Origin of the sequence: Jidongwangia harbinensis, from assembly GCF_020216025.1 — a bacterium.
Taxonomy (GTDB): Bacteria; Actinomycetota; Actinomycetes; order Mycobacteriales; family Micromonosporaceae; genus Actinoplanes; species Actinoplanes harbinensis.
The window spans coordinates 50,573-66,223 of sequence record NZ_JAIWNC010000003.1 but is presented as its reverse complement, the minus strand read 5'-3'; the positions used below and the strand labels follow the sequence as shown (position 1 = coordinate 66,223).

Annotated in this window: 14 protein-coding genes; 9 read left to right on the top strand and 5 right to left on the bottom strand. The window is 72.0% G+C overall.

The window, feature by feature from the left end; genetic code table 11:
• Positions 1-18 precede the first annotated feature (18 nt).
• Positions 19-480: a metal-sulfur cluster assembly factor gene (locus LDL48_RS05140; protein WP_225254119.1), complete on the top strand. Its 462-nt coding sequence runs from the start codon at positions 19-21 to the stop codon at positions 478-480.
• 90 nt (positions 481-570) lie between these two features.
• Positions 571-1,326 (top strand): maleylpyruvate isomerase family mycothiol-dependent enzyme, encoded by a 756-nt coding sequence (locus LDL48_RS05135; protein ID WP_225253829.1) that lies wholly within the window; start codon positions 571-573, stop codon positions 1,324-1,326.
• A gap of 191 nt (positions 1,327-1,517) precedes the next feature.
• Here the strand turns inward: LDL48_RS05135 and LDL48_RS05130 are convergent, their stop codons facing one another.
• Positions 1,518-2,273, bottom strand: a complete 756-nt coding sequence (locus LDL48_RS05130) for a histidine phosphatase family protein (RefSeq protein ID WP_225253828.1) — start codon at positions 2,271-2,273, stop codon at positions 1,518-1,520.
• A gap of 542 nt (positions 2,274-2,815) precedes the next feature.
• Here LDL48_RS05130 and LDL48_RS05125 point away from each other — a divergent pair.
• Entirely contained in the window at positions 2,816-3,412 is a 597-nt protein-coding gene (locus tag LDL48_RS05125) for a LysE family transporter (protein ID WP_225253827.1), read from the top strand.
• Positions 3,413-3,442: 30 nt separating this feature from the next.
• Here the strand turns inward: LDL48_RS05125 and LDL48_RS05120 are convergent, their stop codons facing one another.
• Positions 3,443-4,135 carry a DNA alkylation repair protein gene (locus LDL48_RS05120; protein WP_225253826.1) on the bottom strand — a complete coding sequence of 231 codons (693 nt, stop codon included), beginning with the start codon at positions 4,133-4,135 and terminating at the stop codon, positions 3,443-3,445.
• Between the two features lie 147 nt (positions 4,136-4,282).
• Here LDL48_RS05120 and LDL48_RS05115 point away from each other — a divergent pair, with 147 nt between their 5' ends.
• Both LDL48_RS05115 and LDL48_RS05110 read left to right on the top strand, forming a co-directional pair.
• Positions 4,283-4,879: an acVLRF1 family peptidyl-tRNA hydrolase gene (locus LDL48_RS05115; RefSeq protein ID WP_225253825.1), complete on the top strand. Its 597-nt coding sequence runs from the start codon at positions 4,283-4,285 to the stop codon at positions 4,877-4,879.
• A 93-nt stretch (positions 4,880-4,972) separates the two neighbouring features.
• Positions 4,973-5,224, top strand: a complete 252-nt coding sequence (locus LDL48_RS05110) for a hypothetical protein (RefSeq protein WP_225253824.1) — start codon at positions 4,973-4,975, stop codon at positions 5,222-5,224.
• A 125-nt stretch (positions 5,225-5,349) separates the two neighbouring features.
• Here LDL48_RS05110 and LDL48_RS05105 read toward each other — a convergent pair whose 3' ends face one another.
• From LDL48_RS05105 to ypfJ, 3 genes are all read right to left on the bottom strand, one after another.
• Positions 5,350-8,049: a putative bifunctional diguanylate cyclase/phosphodiesterase gene (locus tag LDL48_RS05105; RefSeq protein ID WP_225253823.1), complete on the bottom strand. Its 2,700-nt coding sequence runs from the start codon at positions 8,047-8,049 to the stop codon at positions 5,350-5,352.
• Between the two features lie 22 nt (positions 8,050-8,071).
• The gene (locus tag LDL48_RS05100; protein ID WP_225253822.1) at positions 8,072-9,244 is read right to left on the bottom strand and encodes an FIST signal transduction protein; all 1,173 of its coding nucleotides are present in this window, start codon (positions 9,242-9,244) and stop codon (positions 8,072-8,074) included.
• Positions 9,245-9,322: 78 nt separating this feature from the next.
• Positions 9,323-10,240 (bottom strand): KPN_02809 family neutral zinc metallopeptidase, encoded by a 918-nt coding sequence (ypfJ, locus tag LDL48_RS05095; RefSeq protein WP_225253821.1) that lies wholly within the window; start codon positions 10,238-10,240, stop codon positions 9,323-9,325.
• Between the two features lie 210 nt (positions 10,241-10,450).
• Between ypfJ and LDL48_RS05090 the strand changes: the two genes are divergently transcribed.
• The 4 genes from LDL48_RS05090 to LDL48_RS05075 all read left to right on the top strand — a co-directional run bounded on the left by LDL48_RS05090 (position 10,451) and on the right by LDL48_RS05075 (position 15,586).
• A complete protein-coding gene (locus LDL48_RS05090) occupies positions 10,451-12,055 on the top strand; it encodes an ABC-F family ATP-binding cassette domain-containing protein (RefSeq protein ID WP_225253820.1) in 1,605 nt (534 codons plus the stop codon).
• 487 nt (positions 12,056-12,542) lie between these two features.
• On the top strand, positions 12,543-12,770 hold the full coding sequence (locus LDL48_RS05085; RefSeq protein ID WP_015620263.1) for a helix-turn-helix domain-containing protein: 228 nt from the start codon (positions 12,543-12,545) through the stop codon (positions 12,768-12,770).
• Entirely contained in the window at positions 12,767-13,546 is a 780-nt protein-coding gene (locus LDL48_RS05080; protein WP_225253819.1) for an enoyl-CoA hydratase/isomerase family protein, read from the top strand. Before LDL48_RS05085 ends, LDL48_RS05080 begins: the two co-directional genes overlap by 4 nt.
• Positions 13,547-13,642: 96 nt before the next feature.
• On the top strand, positions 13,643-15,586 hold the full coding sequence (locus LDL48_RS05075) for an ABC transporter ATP-binding protein (protein ID WP_225253818.1): 1,944 nt from the start codon (positions 13,643-13,645) through the stop codon (positions 15,584-15,586).
• Positions 15,587-15,651: the final 65 nt, after the last annotated feature.

Genomic DNA, 15,651 nt, shown 5'->3' with positions numbered 1-15,651 from the left:
CCCGCCTGGAAGGCTGAACTGGCTGAGGAGGTCAAGGCCGAGGAGGCAGCCGAATCCGCCGCTACCGCCGCTACCGCCGCTGCCGCCGCTGCCGGGTCCGCGACCTCTGCCAGCGAGTCCACCGAGTCTGCCGCCTCCGACGGTGGACCGGTCACGAAGGCCGCCATCGCCGACGTCGAGGAAGCGATGAAGGACGTCGTGGACCCCGAACTCGGCATCAACGTCGTCGACCTCGGCCTGGTCTACGGCACGCACGTCGACGACGACAACATCGCCACCCTGGACATGACGCTGACCTCGGCGGCGTGCCCGCTGACCGACGTCATCGAGGACCAGACCCGGCAGGCGCTGACCACCGGTCCGGGCGGTGGCCTGGTGAAGGACTTCCGGATCAACTGGGTGTGGCTGCCGCCGTGGGGCCCCGACAAGATCACCGACGAGGGCCGCGACCAGCTGCGGTCGCTCGGCTTCAACGTCTGACCGACGTCCGACCGCAGACCCGCGACGGCCCCGGCTCACCGGCCGGACCGTCGCGGGTCTTTTGTCGTACCTCGCTGGTAGACACTTCGCATGAGTGACGTCCCGCAGTTTCCCGCCCTGCTGTCCCTGATCGACGACCGGTCGGCCGCGCTGCGGGACGCGGCCGCCGCCGCGCCCGACCTGGAGGCGCGCGTCCCCGGCTGCCCCGACTGGACGCTGCGCGACCTCGTCGTCCATCTGGGCGAGGTGCAGCGCTTCTGGGCCGCCACGGTGCGCGCCGCCGACGCCGGGGGACCGCCGTCGCCCGAGGCCATCGGCGACCGCACCCCGCACGGCGACCTGCTCGACTGGTTCGGCGAGTCCACCCGGCTGCTGCTCGCCGCCCTCCGCGAGGCCGGGCCCGACGCCCCCAGCTGGACGTGGTGGGGTGCGTCCGACGCGCCGCAGACGTCCGGGGCGGTGGCCCGGCACCAGGTGCAGGAGGCGGCCGTCCATGCGTACGACGCACAGGAGACGATCGGCAAACCGGAGCCACTGCCGGCCGCCGAGGCCGTCGACAGCATGTCCGAGTTCCTGGTCGTCAGCCTCGGTGTGCTCGGAGCCTGGCCGCACCGCCCGGCCCGCGTGGCGTTCCGGGCCGTCGAGGGTCCGGCGTGGACGGTGGACCTCACGCCCGACGGCGCCAAGCTGTCCCCGGCCGCTGGCGGGGCCGCGGTGACGACGCTCCACGGTTCTGCGAGCGACCTGGTGCTCGCGCTGTACAAGCGGATTCCGCTGAGCAGGCTCCGCATCGACGGCGACGCCGAGGTGGCGCGGCAACTGCGGGACTGGACCGAGACCGAATGACCGCTGCCGGTCCGGTCCGGCGGCCCGGTCCGGCGGCCCATCCGGCCCTGGTCCGGCCCTGGTCCGACCCTGGTCCGGTCCTTGGTCCGGTCCTTGGTCCGGTCCTGGTTCGGCCCCGGTCCGGCTTGGTTCGGCCCCGGTCCGGCTTGGTTCGGCCCCGGTCCGGCTTGGTCCGGCTCGGTCCGGTCCGGTCAGGCCGCGGCGTCGGGTGGTGCGGCCTGGTCGGGAGCGGCGCTGGGCACGCCGGGTGGCAGCGCCTCCGCCGGCAGGTGGGCGACCGAGTTGTAGACGTCCAGCACCAGCCGACCCGAGGCGCCGTCGAAGCGGGTGATCGACGCGTTCCGCACGCTGTTGCCCGCCGACACCTCCACCACCCCGGCCCAGTCGAGCCGCTCGATCACGGCCCGCATCATGAGCACCACCGCGTCGTGGGCCACCACGACGACGCGCTGCCCGGCGTGGTCGCGGTTCAGGTCGTCGAGGAACGACCGGAGCCGCACCTCGATGTCCGCGAACGACTCACCGTTCGGCGGCCGGTACCGATGCTCGCCGGCCTCCGAGCGTCGCGTTCCCTCGTCCGGGAACCGTTGCTCGATCGCCGCCCGGGTCATCATCTCCAGATCGCCGAGCAGCCGGTCGACCAGCCGGTCATCGGTGGCCGGCGTGGGAAACGGCAGCCCGGACGCCTCGGCCGCGATGCGCCACGTCTCCCGGGCCCGCAGGTACGGCGACGTGATCACCACCTCGGGCCGCCGCGGTGCCGGCAGGTCGGCCAGCCAGCGACCCACGGCGGTGGCCTGCGCGCGGCCCAGATCGGTGAGTGCGACATCGGTGTCCCGGCCGGTCAGCCCCGACTCCAGCAGCCCGGCCGCGTCCGCTTCGGGAAACGCCACGTTGGCGGCGCTCTGCCCGTGCCGGATCAGAATCAGTTCGGCGACGACCCCCATGATGCCGAACCTTATCCGGCCGCACCGGCGCCCGAAAAGCGCACGTTCCCCGTGGATCGACCATGGACGCCAGGTGCCGTCGCAGGCGTGGGGCACGGGACCGTGTTGGTGAGTCGGTGAGTCGGTGAGTCGGTGAGTCGGTGGGTCGGTGGGTCGGTGAGTCGGTGGGTCGGTGGGTCGGTGGGCCGCCTTGGCGGTGGGCCGGTGAGCCGCCGGTGGCGGTGGGCCGGTGAGCCGCCGGTGGCGGTGGGCCGGTGAGCCGCAGGTGTCGGCGGCTGGTGGCTGGTGGCCGGTGGCCGGTGTGGAGGCCGGCGCCCGGGCGGTGGCGTCGCGGGAATGCGGGTGCAGCGTGTCCGGACCGGGATGCCAGGGAGGGCGACCGGCCGGACGGGCCGAATTTCGCTGGCACGGGCTGCGCCCGGCCCGCATCATCACCTGGTGACCACACCGAGAATCGTCCGCGCTGTTCCTGTCGTCGCCGGCCACCGGGCCGCCCGACAGCAGAAGCGCGTCGGTGGAACGGCGGTCGTTCACCAGCTGCCGTGAGCGCGGCGTTTCTGGCCGGCGTCGTCGCCGGCTATGGCATCGCCGTGCCCGTGGGGGCGATCGCCGTGCTGATCGCCGGCCTGAGCGCCCGGACGTCCCTGCGGGTCGGCGCGGCCGCCGGTCTCGGCGCGGCTACCGCGGACGGGGTGTACGCGCTGGTCGCCGTGCTCGGCGGGGCGGCGCTCGCCGGCCTGATCGCCCCGATCGCCACGCCGCTGCGGTGGGTGGCCGCGGCGGTGCTGGTGGGGCTCGCCGGGTACACCGCGGTCGGGGCGATCCGGCGGAGGCACCGCGCCCCGGAACGCCCGGAGCGGCCGACCACCGCGCTCCGGGCGTACCTCGGGATCTTGGGGTTGACTCTGCTCAACCCGGCGACCGTGGTGTATTTCGCGGCCCTGGTGCTGGGGCGCGGGGTCGCCGGAGGCGGTTTCTGGTTCGTGGCCGGGGCGTTCCTCGCGTCGGCGAGCTGGCAACTGCTGATCGCGGGCGGGGGGTCGCTGGTCGGGCGGCTGCTGACCGGCGAGCGCGGACGTCTGATCACCGCCCTGGTGTCGAGCGCGGTGATCGCGGTGCTGGCCGTCCAGATCCTCTAGTCCGCGGTGCCGGACGACCGGGGCCGCCCGTCAGAGGTGTTTGCCGGCCTCGCGCACCGACAGCGGGGACAGCTCACCGCGGTGGCGGGCAACATACCGCCGCACCGCCTCGGGGTCGGTGCGGGCGTACTGCCGGAGCGCCCAGCCGATCGCCTTGCGGATGAAGAAGTCGCGGTGCCCGGCCTGCCGGGTGCAGTAGCGGAACAGCCGCTCGGTGTCGGTCTCCGGGCCGTAGTGCAACTGGTGCAGCAGTGCGGTGCGGACCAGCCACAGGTTGTCGTCGGCGGACCAGGCATCCATCCGGGTGATCAGCCGCGGGTGCCGCTTGACCAGGCCGCCGACCACTCGGGTGGCGAGCGGGTCGACGGTGTCCCACCAGGATTTCGTGGTGATCAGCGCGCGCACCGTCTCCAGGAAGCCGGGACCGGGCACGGCGACGTGGGTACGCAGCCAGTCGCAGGCGAAGGACTGGTATTCGCGTTCCGGGCGGTCCCAGCAGGCCAGCGCCACGGTGCGCAGGTCGTCCTCGGCCGGCCGGGACAGACCGGTGAGGGCGGAGCGGGCGAGTGCGCGCTGGGTGGCCGCGCTCAGGCCGAGGAAGGGGAACTGGTCCCGCATGTACGCCGACTGCTCGGCGGCGCGCGCCGGGTCGCGGGCATGGTCGAACAGCCGGGTGAGCCGGGCGAGCACCTCGTCAGCGAGCGGCCGCGCCACCTCCGTCATGCCGGCATCATGCCACCGGGGTGCGACACATCCGGGCGGGACATCGTGCGCCTATCCTCCGGGGGAGCAGATCACGACGGCGAGGGGTGCGGCAGGGTGAAGGGCGGCGGGGGACGGCCGGCGGCGGGCGGTGGCCGGTGGGTCGACGTGGCGCCCGAGCGCCTGTCCCGGTGGCTGGCCAACTTCGCCACCCGGCACGGGCCGTGGACCGCGGACGGGCTCACCCTCACCGCGGCGGACGGCGCCACCGCCACGCTGACGCCGCCACCGGGTGCGCCGCCGGTCGGCGACGTGGACGGCCTGGTGGAGATCGCGCCGCAGGCCCGCCGGATCGGGCTGCTGCTGGTCCGCAAGGGAGCGGTGGCGGCCGGTGTCGCGTACGGCGGCGGGCTGACCTCGTCCAAGGTCGACACGCATTATGTGCAGGGCCGCACCGCGGCGGGCGGCTGGTCCCAGCAGCGCTTCGCGCGCCGGCGTGACAATCAGGCCCGGGCCGCCACGGCGGACGGCGCGGCCATCGCGGGGCGCATTCTCCTCCCGGAGGTACGGACACTGCGCGCGCTCGTCACCGGCGGCGACCGGGCGGCGGTGGACGCGGTCCTGGAGGCGCGCGAACTGGCGCCGCTCGCCGCGTTGCGTGACGACCGGTTCCTGGACGTGCCGGAACCCCGGCACGCGGTCCTGCTGGCGGCGATCGCCCAGGCCCGGGCCGTCCAGATCCTGGTCCGCGACCCGGCCAGTTAGCCAGGTAGGGCTGGACCCGGCCGGTACGCCGGCCTGACCGGCGACGGTCGTCGGCACCGGTACCAGTCATGCGTCAACGGTTACCGGTTCCGGTTGTCGCAATTCGCCCATCTGATCGCCAACGTCTGCGTCCAGACGGACGTCGACCGGGTCTGTAGCGGTAATTGGGCGGTCGGCAAGTCGGAGGTCTTCGATGTGCGGGCCGACTCGCTCTACGGCTGGCAGTGCTGGGCCGAGGTGGTCGGCGGCCCGACCGTGTCCACCACGAGGTTCAGCCGATACGACGCCAAGGAATGCTACGTCCAGGGCGATCTGGTGAACTACTCCATGGCCACGAAGTCCTGACCGGAACGGATTCCTGACCGGGCGCGGGCCGGCCGCCGGGGACGCTCGGCGGCCAGGCTCGCGGTGCGGGCAGAGGGCGGCCTGGCGACGGGGTACGCCGGAGCCGGCAGAGTAACGGGGGCACGCTAGGCCGCGCTGACGAACACGCCCGCGACCGGCGCCGGCAGCCCGGTGACCAGCAGCGCGGTGGCCTCGTCCGGGGGCATCGGCTGGGCGAACAGGAAGCCCTGGCCCTGCCGGCAGTTCAGGGTCAGCAGGTCGGCGCACTGCTCCGCGGTCTCGATGCCCTCGGCGACCACGGCCAGGCCCAGCGAGTCGGCGATGGCCAGCACCGCGCGGACGATGCCGCGGTCGGTGTCCGTGGCCGGCAGGCCGGCCACGAACGAGCGGTCGATCTTCAGGATCTCCACCGGCAGTCGTTTGAGGTGACTGAGGCTGGAGTACGAGATGCCGAAGTCGTCCAGCGCGAAGTGCACCCCGGCGTCGCGGAGCGTGGTGGCGAACTCGGTCACGTCCGCGCGGATCGAGCTGTGTTCGGTGATCTCCAGCCACACGTCCGACGGGCGTACGCCGGTCGCCGTGATCGCGTCCAGGGTGCGGTTGGCCGCGTCCGGCTGCTGCAGCTGCACCGCGGACAGGTTCACGCTGATCCGCAGCTGCTGTCCGCCGGGCATCCGCTGCCACTCGACGAGCTGCCGGCACGCCTCCCGGAGCACCCACTCGCCGATCCCGATGATCGCCCCGGTCTCCTCGGCCAGCGGGATGAAGTCGTCCGGCTGGATCAGGCCGCGCCGCGGGTGCTGCCACCGGCAGAGCGCCTCGAACCCGGTGATCCGGTTGGTGCTCAGCTCCACGATCGGCTGGTAGTGGACGATCAGTTCGCCCCGGGCCACCGCCTGGTTCAGGTCGGAACGCAGTTCCAGACGGTCCAGGCTGCGGTGCGAGGCGTCGTCGTCGAACACCTCGACCCGGCCGCGGCCGGCGTTCTTGGCCGCGTACATGGCGGCGTCGGCGTCGCGCAGCATGGTGGTGGCGTTGGCCTGGCCCCGGACGCCGAGCACGCCGCCGACGCTGACCGAGATCTCCACCCGCTCGCCGAGCAGCGAGAACGGCGTCTCCAGGGCGCGCACCACCCGGTCACCGATCTCCAGCACGTCGGTCAGGTCGGTGATGCCGTCCAGCAGGATGACGAACTCGTCGCCGCCGAACCGGGCCAGCAGATCCTCCCGGCGTACGCAGCCGCGCAACCGGTCCGCCGCCTGCACCAGCAACTCGTCGCCGGCCTCGTGACCGAGCCGGTCGTTGACCTCCTTGAACTTGTCCAGGTCGCAGAAGAGCAGGCCGACGTGGTCGCCGGCGGAGGCGCGGGTGAGCGCCCCGTCCAGTCGGTCCGCGGTCAGCGCGCGGTTGGCCAGCCCGGTCAGCGGGTCATGGGTGGCGCGCTGGCGCAGTTCGTCCTCGAGCCGGCGGCGTTCGTCGATGACCCGGGAGGACAGCACCACGGTGTCGTCGGCGGGCATCGGGCGCAGCGCGCTCTCCACCCAGACCCAGGTGTCCCGGCCGGTGCGCAGGCGGTACTCCACCTTCGGCGCGTGCGCCGGGTCGGCCAGGGCGGCCACGACCGCGGGCCGGTCGTCGGGGTGGGCGAGGCCGGCCACCGCGGTGCCGAGCAGGCGGCCCGGCGGCAGGGCGAGTTCCCGCTCGTGCGACGGGGACGCGTACACGAATCGTCCGGTGTCGTCCACGACCGCGATCAGGTCGCTGATCGCGTCGGTGATCAGGCGCAGCGAGTTCTCGCTCTCGCCGAGGGCCAGGTACAGCTCGGCGTTCGTCATGGCGGCGCCGACGTAGTTGCCGAAGATCTTCGCCGACTCGATCGCGTCCCGGCGGAACGGGGTGCGGTCGCGGCGGAAGGCGTAGAGGACGGCGGCCGGCGAACCGTCGCGCATCACCGGCACGCCGAGCACCGAGCCGTGCACGCCGAACTCCTGATGCACCCCGGCGTACGGCTCGCCGGAGACCAGGCTGGCCCAGCCCCACATCTTCTCCGCCGGAACCGCCGTGAAGTCGCCGGGCGGATCCACCGGCCGGGTGACCGCGCACAGGCTGGCCGTCCCGTCGCGGACCGTCATCACGCCGGCGTCCTCCGCGTCGACCAGCATCGGCAACAGCCGGGCGGCCTCGTCGAGCAGCGAGGTCAGGTCGAGCCGGCTGGTGAGCCGGTGACCGAAGGCGGCCAGCGTCTCCGCCGACGCGCTGCGCCGCCGCGCCTCCACCGCGAGCCGGAGCCGGGACGCCACCGAGCCCAGGACCGGCAGGTCGGTGGGGGGAAAGCCGGCGTCGTCGGCCCGGAACATGATCAGCAACTCGTCCATCGCGCCCGGTTCGCCGACCGGGACCCAGACCGCGGAGCGCGGTGCCAGACCGGTCAGGGACGGGGGTACGTCGGTGGCCGGGTCCAGCGCGGCGCCGGTGCGGGCGACCGCCCGGCCGGTCGTGACGGCCGCCTCCGCGGCACCGGCCAGCGGCCAGCCCTCGGTGTACGCCGGGTCGTCCTCCGGAATGCCGCACGCCCCGGTCAGCTGCAGCCGGCCGGCCACCAGCCGGGCGGTGGCCGTCACGTCGGCGGCGTAGACCTGGGACAGCACGACCAGCGTCTGCTCGACCAGTTCGGTCGGCGAGGAGGGCTGGCCGAGCACGGTGAGCACCCGGATCAGCCGCGACGTGTGCCGGTAGGCGTCGCCCGCGGCCGCCACGGCGGCCGTCAGCTGCTCCTTGAGCCGGTCGGCGGACTCCGCCGACGCCGGACGCGTCGTACCGGACATGGTGTTCCCTACTGACGGCGCGCTACAGCGCGAGGGCGGTGATGGTGGCGTTGTGGTAACCGGCGACGCCGGTGGTGCGGGCGAACTCGCCGTAGGTGTAGAACCCGAACGTCGAGACCGGCCCGGCGGCCTTCTGCAGTTTGACGGCTTCCTCGTCCTCGCGTTCGGTGAACATGTCCATCCGGGCGATGCAGCTGAACGTCAGCATCACGGCGGCGTCGTCGAGATCGCTCAGCGCGTCCGCGACCACCTGCTCGCTGATGTCGAGGAGGTCGTCCGGGTTGGCCGAGACGATCTGCACGGCGCAGTATTCGGGCAACGGCGTGAACGTCCGGACCTGGCCCTCGTCGTCCAGGAATCCGCCGCGGATGAGCTGGGTCCCGTCCGGCTCGATCAGGCCGAACGAGTGCTTGGTGAACCAGTCGCCGCGGGCGCCCTCGGGCACCTTCCGCTCCGCGTACCCGCTCCGGATCGCCTCGTTGTAGAGCTCGGCGGCGGGGCGTCCGTCGATCTCGTGGACCACCTGCCCCTCCACCCGGGTGACCAGCATCGGCAGGCCGTGTGCCTGCCAGCCGTGGCCGGAGACGACGTGGAGCGGCCGGTCGGAGCCGATCCACACGGCCACCGCGCCGTCGGCGATCACCTTGTCGTCGTGCAGGACGAACGATCCGGAGAAGGTACGGTCGTCGCCCGCCGCCCCGCCGACCACCGGGACCGCCGCCCCGGTGACCCGGTAGATGCCGGTCAGCAGCCCCTGCATGTCCCCGGCCATGCCGTCGGCCAGGACGAGCACCGCGCCGTGCGGGGTGGGTTCGGGGCCGGCCGCGTCGACCGCCTGCCGGGCCAGGTCGTGGCCGGCCGTCATGGTGTCGGCGCTGATGCCGCCGACCGACGCGGTGGCGAACCGGTAGACACCGGCACCGAGCACCAGCACGCTCACCGAGGTTCCCGGCGGCAGGAACTCGCCGTCGGAGAACTGTCCGGCGGTGGTGGCGCCGACCAGCGGAGTGTCCCCGGTGACGGCACGGACCGCGGCCAGCAGCTCGGTCAGGTCGTAGCGGATCGAGGCGTACACGATGACGAGGCCGGGATCCGCGCCGTTCAGGCCGGCCATCGCGGTGTGGGCGGCGGCGGTCCCGGCGGCGGTGGCGTCGTCCAGGCTGCTCGTCCCGGACCCGACCGGTAGCTTTCTCATACTCTAAGTCATCGGCTCGAAACTCTCCGAATTGAGCCGACCGACGCGCGTCACAGTGCCGCGGCCCGAGGGGGCCCGTTACGACACGGCGCCGCCGCGGAAGGTGTCGCAGGACTTGGGGTCGCCGCTGTCGTAGCCGGTCCGGAACCACTGCTGGCGCTGCGCGGAGCTGCCGTGGGTGAACTCGGCCGGGTTGATCGTGCCGCCGCTGCGCTCCTGGAGCGCGTCGTCACCGATCTTGGCGGCGGTGTCCAGGCCCTCCTGGATGTCCTGGTCGGTGATGCTCTTGAAGATCTTCTGGCCGCTGCCGTCGTCGGTGCCGGTGGCGTTGCGTGCCCAGGCGCCCGCGTAGCAGTCGGCCTGCAGCTCCAGCCGGACCGACAGCCGGTTCGCCGCGGCCGGGTCCCGTTCCTGCTGGCGGCGCATCTCCGCCTCGGTGCCGAGCAGGTCCTGCACGTGGTGGCCGTACTCGTGGGCGACCACGTACGGCTGGGCGAACTCGCCCGGCGCGCCGAGCTGCTCGGCCAGCGTGCGGTAGAAGGCCAGGTCGATGTAGATGCGGTCGTCGGCGGGGCAGTAGAAGGGGCCGACGCCGGAGTCCGCGTTGCCGCACTTGGTGCGTACGGCGTTGGAGAAGAAGACCGTCTTGGCCGGCTCGTACGTGGTGCCGAACGACTGCGGCAGCGCGTCCACCCAGTAGTCCTGGATCGAGTTGACGTAGAGCACGTTGCGGCAGTCCATCTGCTTGATCCGGTCGGTCTGCGCACACTCCTGGGACAGCGTGGTGTTGTCGCCGCTCTGGGTGCCGCCGCCGTCGCCGCCGAGCTGATTGATGCCGAAGTACCCGCCGACCACGGCCAGCAGCAGGCTGACCACGATCCCGGTCAGGCCGCCGCCGCCGATGGGCAGGCCGCCGAGTCCGCCGCCGCCACCACCGCCGGAACGCTGGTCGTCGATCTGACTGGTGTCGATCTTGGCGTTCTCGTTCAGTTCCATGTCGTCCTCGCTCGCCACTGGCCGGGGTTCCCCGCGTGTACCCGTTGATCTTGCCGGTTAATCGGGTGGGGGTCCGTACCGGGCGCCCGGTACACTAGTCGGGTGCTGCTCTGCGAAGGCTGACCCGCCCCGCGCCGACCGTCGTTGACGGCCGGCGCGTTCGTGTGCCCTGAGTCAGCCCCTCTGCCTGCGAGAGCGAGAAAGCTTCCCATGATCACCGCAACCGGACTCGAATTGCGTGCCGGCTCCCGGATCCTGCTGTCGCCGACCACCCTGCGGGTGCAGCCCGGCGACCGGATCGGCCTGGTCGGCCGCAACGGAGCGGGCAAGACCACCACGCTCAAGGTGCTCGCCGGCGAGGGCCAGCCGTATGCCGGCGCGGTGGACCGCCGCAGCGAGGTGGGCTACCTGCCGCAGGACCCGCGTACCGGCGACCTGAACGTCACGGCCCGCGACCGGGTGCTCTCCGCGCGCGGGCTGGACACCCTGCTCTCCGAGATGCAGAAGCTCGAGGTGCGGCTGGAGGAGAGCGCCGACGAGAAACTGATCCGGCGGTACGGCACGCTGGAGGACCAGTTCGCCAGCCTGGGCGGGTACGCCGCCGAGGCCGAGGCGGCCCGGATCTGCGCCAACCTGGGCCTGCCGGACCGGGCGCTGGCCCAGACCATCGGCACCCTCTCCGGCGGTCAGCGGCGGCGCATCGAGCTGGCCCGGATCCTGTTCCAGAACTCCGGCCAGAACGGCCAGGGCACGCTGCTGCTCGACGAGCCCACCAACCACCTGGACGCCGACTCGATCACCTGGCTGCGCGGCTACATGGCCCAGCACAAGGGCGGTCTCGTGGTGATCAGCCACGACGTCTCGCTGCTCGACGCGGTGGTCAACAAGGTGTGGTATCTGGACGCCAACCGGGCCGTCGCCGACGTCTACAACGTCGGCTGGAAGACCTACCTGGAACAGCGCGAGACCGACGAGCGCCGGCGCCGGCGCGAGCGCGCCAACGCGGAGAAGAAGGCCGGCGCGCTGATGGCGCAGGCCGACAAGATGCGGGCCAAGGCGACCAAGACGGTGGCCGCGCAGAACATGGCCCGGCGCGCCGAGCGGTTGCTGAGCGGGCTGGAGGAGGTACGCACCTCCGACAAGGTGGCGAAGGTCAAGTTCCCCAGCCCGGCGCCGTGTGGCAAGACCCCGCTCACCGCGTCCGGCCTCTCCAAGTCGTACGGCTCGCTGGAGATCTTCACGGACGTGGACGTGGCCGTGGACCGCGGGTCGCGGGTCGCCATCCTGGGTCTCAACGGCGCCGGCAAGACCACCTTGCTGCGCATCCTCGGCGGCCTGCTGGAGCCGGACACCGGCGAGGTGCGGCCGGGCCACGGCCTGCGGCTGGGCTACTACGCCCAGGAGCACGAGACGCTGGACGTCGACCGTTCCGTGCTGGAGCACATGCGCAGTGCGGCGGCCGACCAGACCGACACCGACCTGCGCAAGATCCTCGGTGCGTTCCTCTTCTCCGGCGACGACGTGGAGAAGCCGGCCGGCGTGCTCTCCGGCGGTGAGAAGACCCGGCTGGCACTGGCCACGCTGGTCTGCTCCGGCGCCAACGTGCTGCTGCTCGACGAGCCCACCAACAACCTCGACCCGGTCAGCCGGGAGCAGGTGCTGGACGCCATCGCCAACTACCCGGGTGCCATCGTGCTGGTGACCCACGACGCGGGCGCGGTGCAGGCGCTGAAGCCGGACCGGGCCATCCTGCTGCCCGACGGCGACGAGGACGCGTGGAGCGACGATCTGCTGGAACTGGTGGAGCTGGCCTGATTTGGCCCGCTTGATCCAGGATCATGGGCATCGTTGGGTTGTCAACCGGCCACCACACAGACAGTGCGATTTTCTGCCCGGACGCAGGCGTGTTCGGGGCGCTTCCGGGCACCGCAAATCGGACTTTCCCGGCCACCGTGTGTCCGTTCGGTCATCGCCGTATCCTTACCGTGAGTGTTCGGTCGACTCAGAGTTACTAACCCGTAGGGTTGCTGCCCTGTCGATGTTTGTGCAGGTGATCGACGGTCTTGGCGGTTCGCCGCCGGTGAGCCGTTCCGCCGGCCATCGGAGCCGATCCTGTCGTGCGCGTACTCGCCGACAAGTCGCGGTTAACTGTCCGGCATTGATGCCACTCGTCATCGTCAGGTTCCTGACAGTGATAAATGGGCACGTTGGCTGGTGCCAGATCCCTAGCGCATGATCGTTGGAGGCGGTCTAATAGGTGGGACCGTACCGAACCGCACAGTCTGGGACGTGAGGAAACAGCATGGCAGCCACCGGCACAGCCACCAGCACTGAGAAGGGTCGCCGAATCGTCGGAAGCGAGCGGCAGACGCTTGCCAAGGATCTGGTCAAGCGTTACACCTCTGGCGAGAGCATTCGCGCGTTGGCCGCTTCGACCGGACGGTCGTACGGATTCGTGCACCGGGTGCTCACCGAGTCCGGCGTCCAGCTCCGCCAGCGCGGCGGCGCCCGGCGCCGTAAGAAGGCGTGACGAGCAGCAGCGCAGCCGATGAGGCGGGGGTTCGCCTCGACATCGACGGGCCGGTCGCGACGGTGTCGCTGTACCGGCCCGATGTGCTCAATGCACAGACTCCGGCGATGTGGGCTGAGCTGGCCAACATTTCCCGGAAATTGCCGGGCGACGTGCGAGTCGTCATTGTCCGGGGCGCGGGACGCGCATTTTCCGCCGGTCTCGATCTGTCGGTTGCGCGCGGCGACGGCGATTCTTCGCTCGCCACTCTCTCGCGCTTGTCGCCGGAAGAGTGCGCCGAACGGATAGCCGGCTTCCAGTCGGCGTTCACGTGGCTGCGCGGTCCTTCGCTGGTGACGATCGCGGCGGTACAGGGGCATGCGATCGGCGCCGGATTTCAGCTCGCGTTGAACTGCGACATGCGAGTGCTGGCGGATGATGCGCGATTCTCGATGGCCGAGGTGACGCTCGGCCTCGTACCCGATCTGGGTGGCACCAAGCGCCTCGCCGAGTTGGTCGGGCCGTCCCGGGCGCTGGAGATCTGCCTGACCGGGCGCACGCTCACGGCGGCCGAGGCCGACCGGCTCGGCCTGGCCACCGCGGTGGTGCCGGCCGCGGACCTGAAGGGTGCGGTGGCCGACCTGGCCGCCGCGGTGCTGGACGCTCCGCCCGGCGCGGTAGCCGAGATCAAGGCGCTGGTCAGCGGCGCTTCCGAGCGGTCGTACCCGGATCAGGACCGAGCCGAACGCGAGGCGCAGACCCGGCGGCTGCGCGACCTGTCCGGCATCGGCGAGTAAGGAGTATTCCGGAATACCCGCCTTACCTCCCGAGGTTGTCATACCCGTTGGGCACACTTGGGCCTGACACCCGGGAGGTAACCGATGGGTCCAGGCATGTCCGGCGGCACCGGCTGGACGATGTTGCGCTCGATCCGCGACGCGGACAAGGTCACCCAGCACCGCCTGAGCCGGGGCACCACCCGCCGGATCGTGGCGTTCGCCCGGCCGTACCGCCGGGACATCACCGTCTTCCTGGTCACCGTCGTGCTCGCGGCAGGGATCGGGGTGGCCACACCGGTGCTGGCCGGCCACGTCATCAACGCCATCACCAGCGGCGACGCCGGCGCCGCCGCGCTGGTGGTCCGGCTGGCCCTGATGATCGCCGGCCTGGCCGTGGTGGACGCGCTGCTGTCGCTCGCCCAGCGGTGGTATTCGGCCCGGATCGGCGAGGGCATCATCCTGGACCTGCGCACCCGGGTCTACGACCACGTCCAGCGGATGCCGCTGCAGTTCTTCAGCCGCACCCAGACCGGCGCCCTGGTGAGCCGGCTGAACAACGACGTCACCGGCGCCCAGCGCGCGTTCACCTCGACGCTGTCCGGCGTGGTCAGCAACGTCATCCAGCTGGTGCTCACCGCCGCCGTGATGGTCACCCTGTCCTGGCAGATCACCGTGCTGTCGCTGCTCATGCTGCCGCTGTTCGTGATCCCGGCCCGGCGGGTCGGCAAGAAGCTGGCCGAGATCACCCGCGAGTCGTACAACCTCGACGCCAAGATGAACGCGACCATGACCGAGCGGTTCAACGTCTCGGGTGCGCTGCTGGTGAAGCTGTTCGGCCGGCCCGACGTGGAGGCGCAGCGGTTCGGCGAGCGCGCCGAGCGGGTCCGCGACATCGGCGTCCAGCAGGCCATGTTCTCCCGCACCTTCTTCGTCGCGATGCTGCTGGTCGCGTCGCTCGCCCAGGCGCTGACCTACGGCCTGGGCGGCTGGCTCGCGGTCACCGGCAGCGTCACCGCCGGCACCGTCGTCACGCTGGCCCTGCTGCTCACCCGGCTGTACGGTCCGCTCACCGCGCTCAGCAACGTGCGGGTCGACGTGATGAGCGCGCTGGTCTCCTTCGACCGGGTGTTCGAGGTGCTCGACCTGCGGCCCGGCATCGAGGAGCGGCCGGACGCCCGCCCGGTCCCGGCCGGCGCCGGCCGGCTGGAGTTCCGCGACGTGCGGTTCCGGTATCCCAGCGCGGACGAGGTGTCGCTGGCCACGCTGGAGGACGTGACCACGTTGGAGCGCACCGAGAACGCGCCGGTGCTCGACGGCGTCGACTTCACCGTCGAGCCGGGGCAGATGGTCGCGCTGGTCGGCCCGTCCGGCGCCGGCAAGTCGACCACGTCGATGCTGGTGTCCCGGGTCTACGACGTGAGCGGCGGCGCGGTGCTGATCGGCGGCGTCGACGTGCGGGACGCCACGCTGGACTCGCTGCGCGACACCATCGGCGTGGTCACCCAGGACTCCCACCTGTTCCACGAGACGATCGCGGAGAACCTGCGATACGCCCGCCCCGGCGCCACCGACGAGCAGCTGTGGGCGGCCCTGCGCGGCGCTCAGGTCGAGGGCCTGGTGCGCGCGCTGCCGGACGGCCTGGACACCGTGGTGGGGGAGCGGGGATACCGCTTCTCCGGCGGCGAGAAGCAGCGCATCGCCATCGCCCGGCTGCTGCTCAAGCAGCCGTCCATCGTGATCCTGGACGAGGCCACCGCGCACCTGGACAGCGAGTCCGAGGCGGCCGTGCAGCGCGCGCTGTCCGTGGCGCTGGAGGGCCGCACCGCGCTGGTGATCGCGCACCGGCTCTCCACGGTGCGCGACGCCGACCAGATCCTGGTCCTCGACGCCGGCCGCATCGTCGAGCGCGGCACCCACACCCAGCTGGTCGCCGCCGGCGGCCTGTACGCCGAGCTCTACCGCACCCAGTTCGCGGTCGCCGACAGCCCGGCGCCGCCGTTCGCCGACGACGGCGAGCCGGTCGTCCTCACCGTCCCCGCCTCCTCGATCGATCCGTGAGCACAGGCCGGCGGCCCGGCCCGGCCGGCACAGCCCGGCCCGGCCGGGCCGGCATAGCCCCGGCC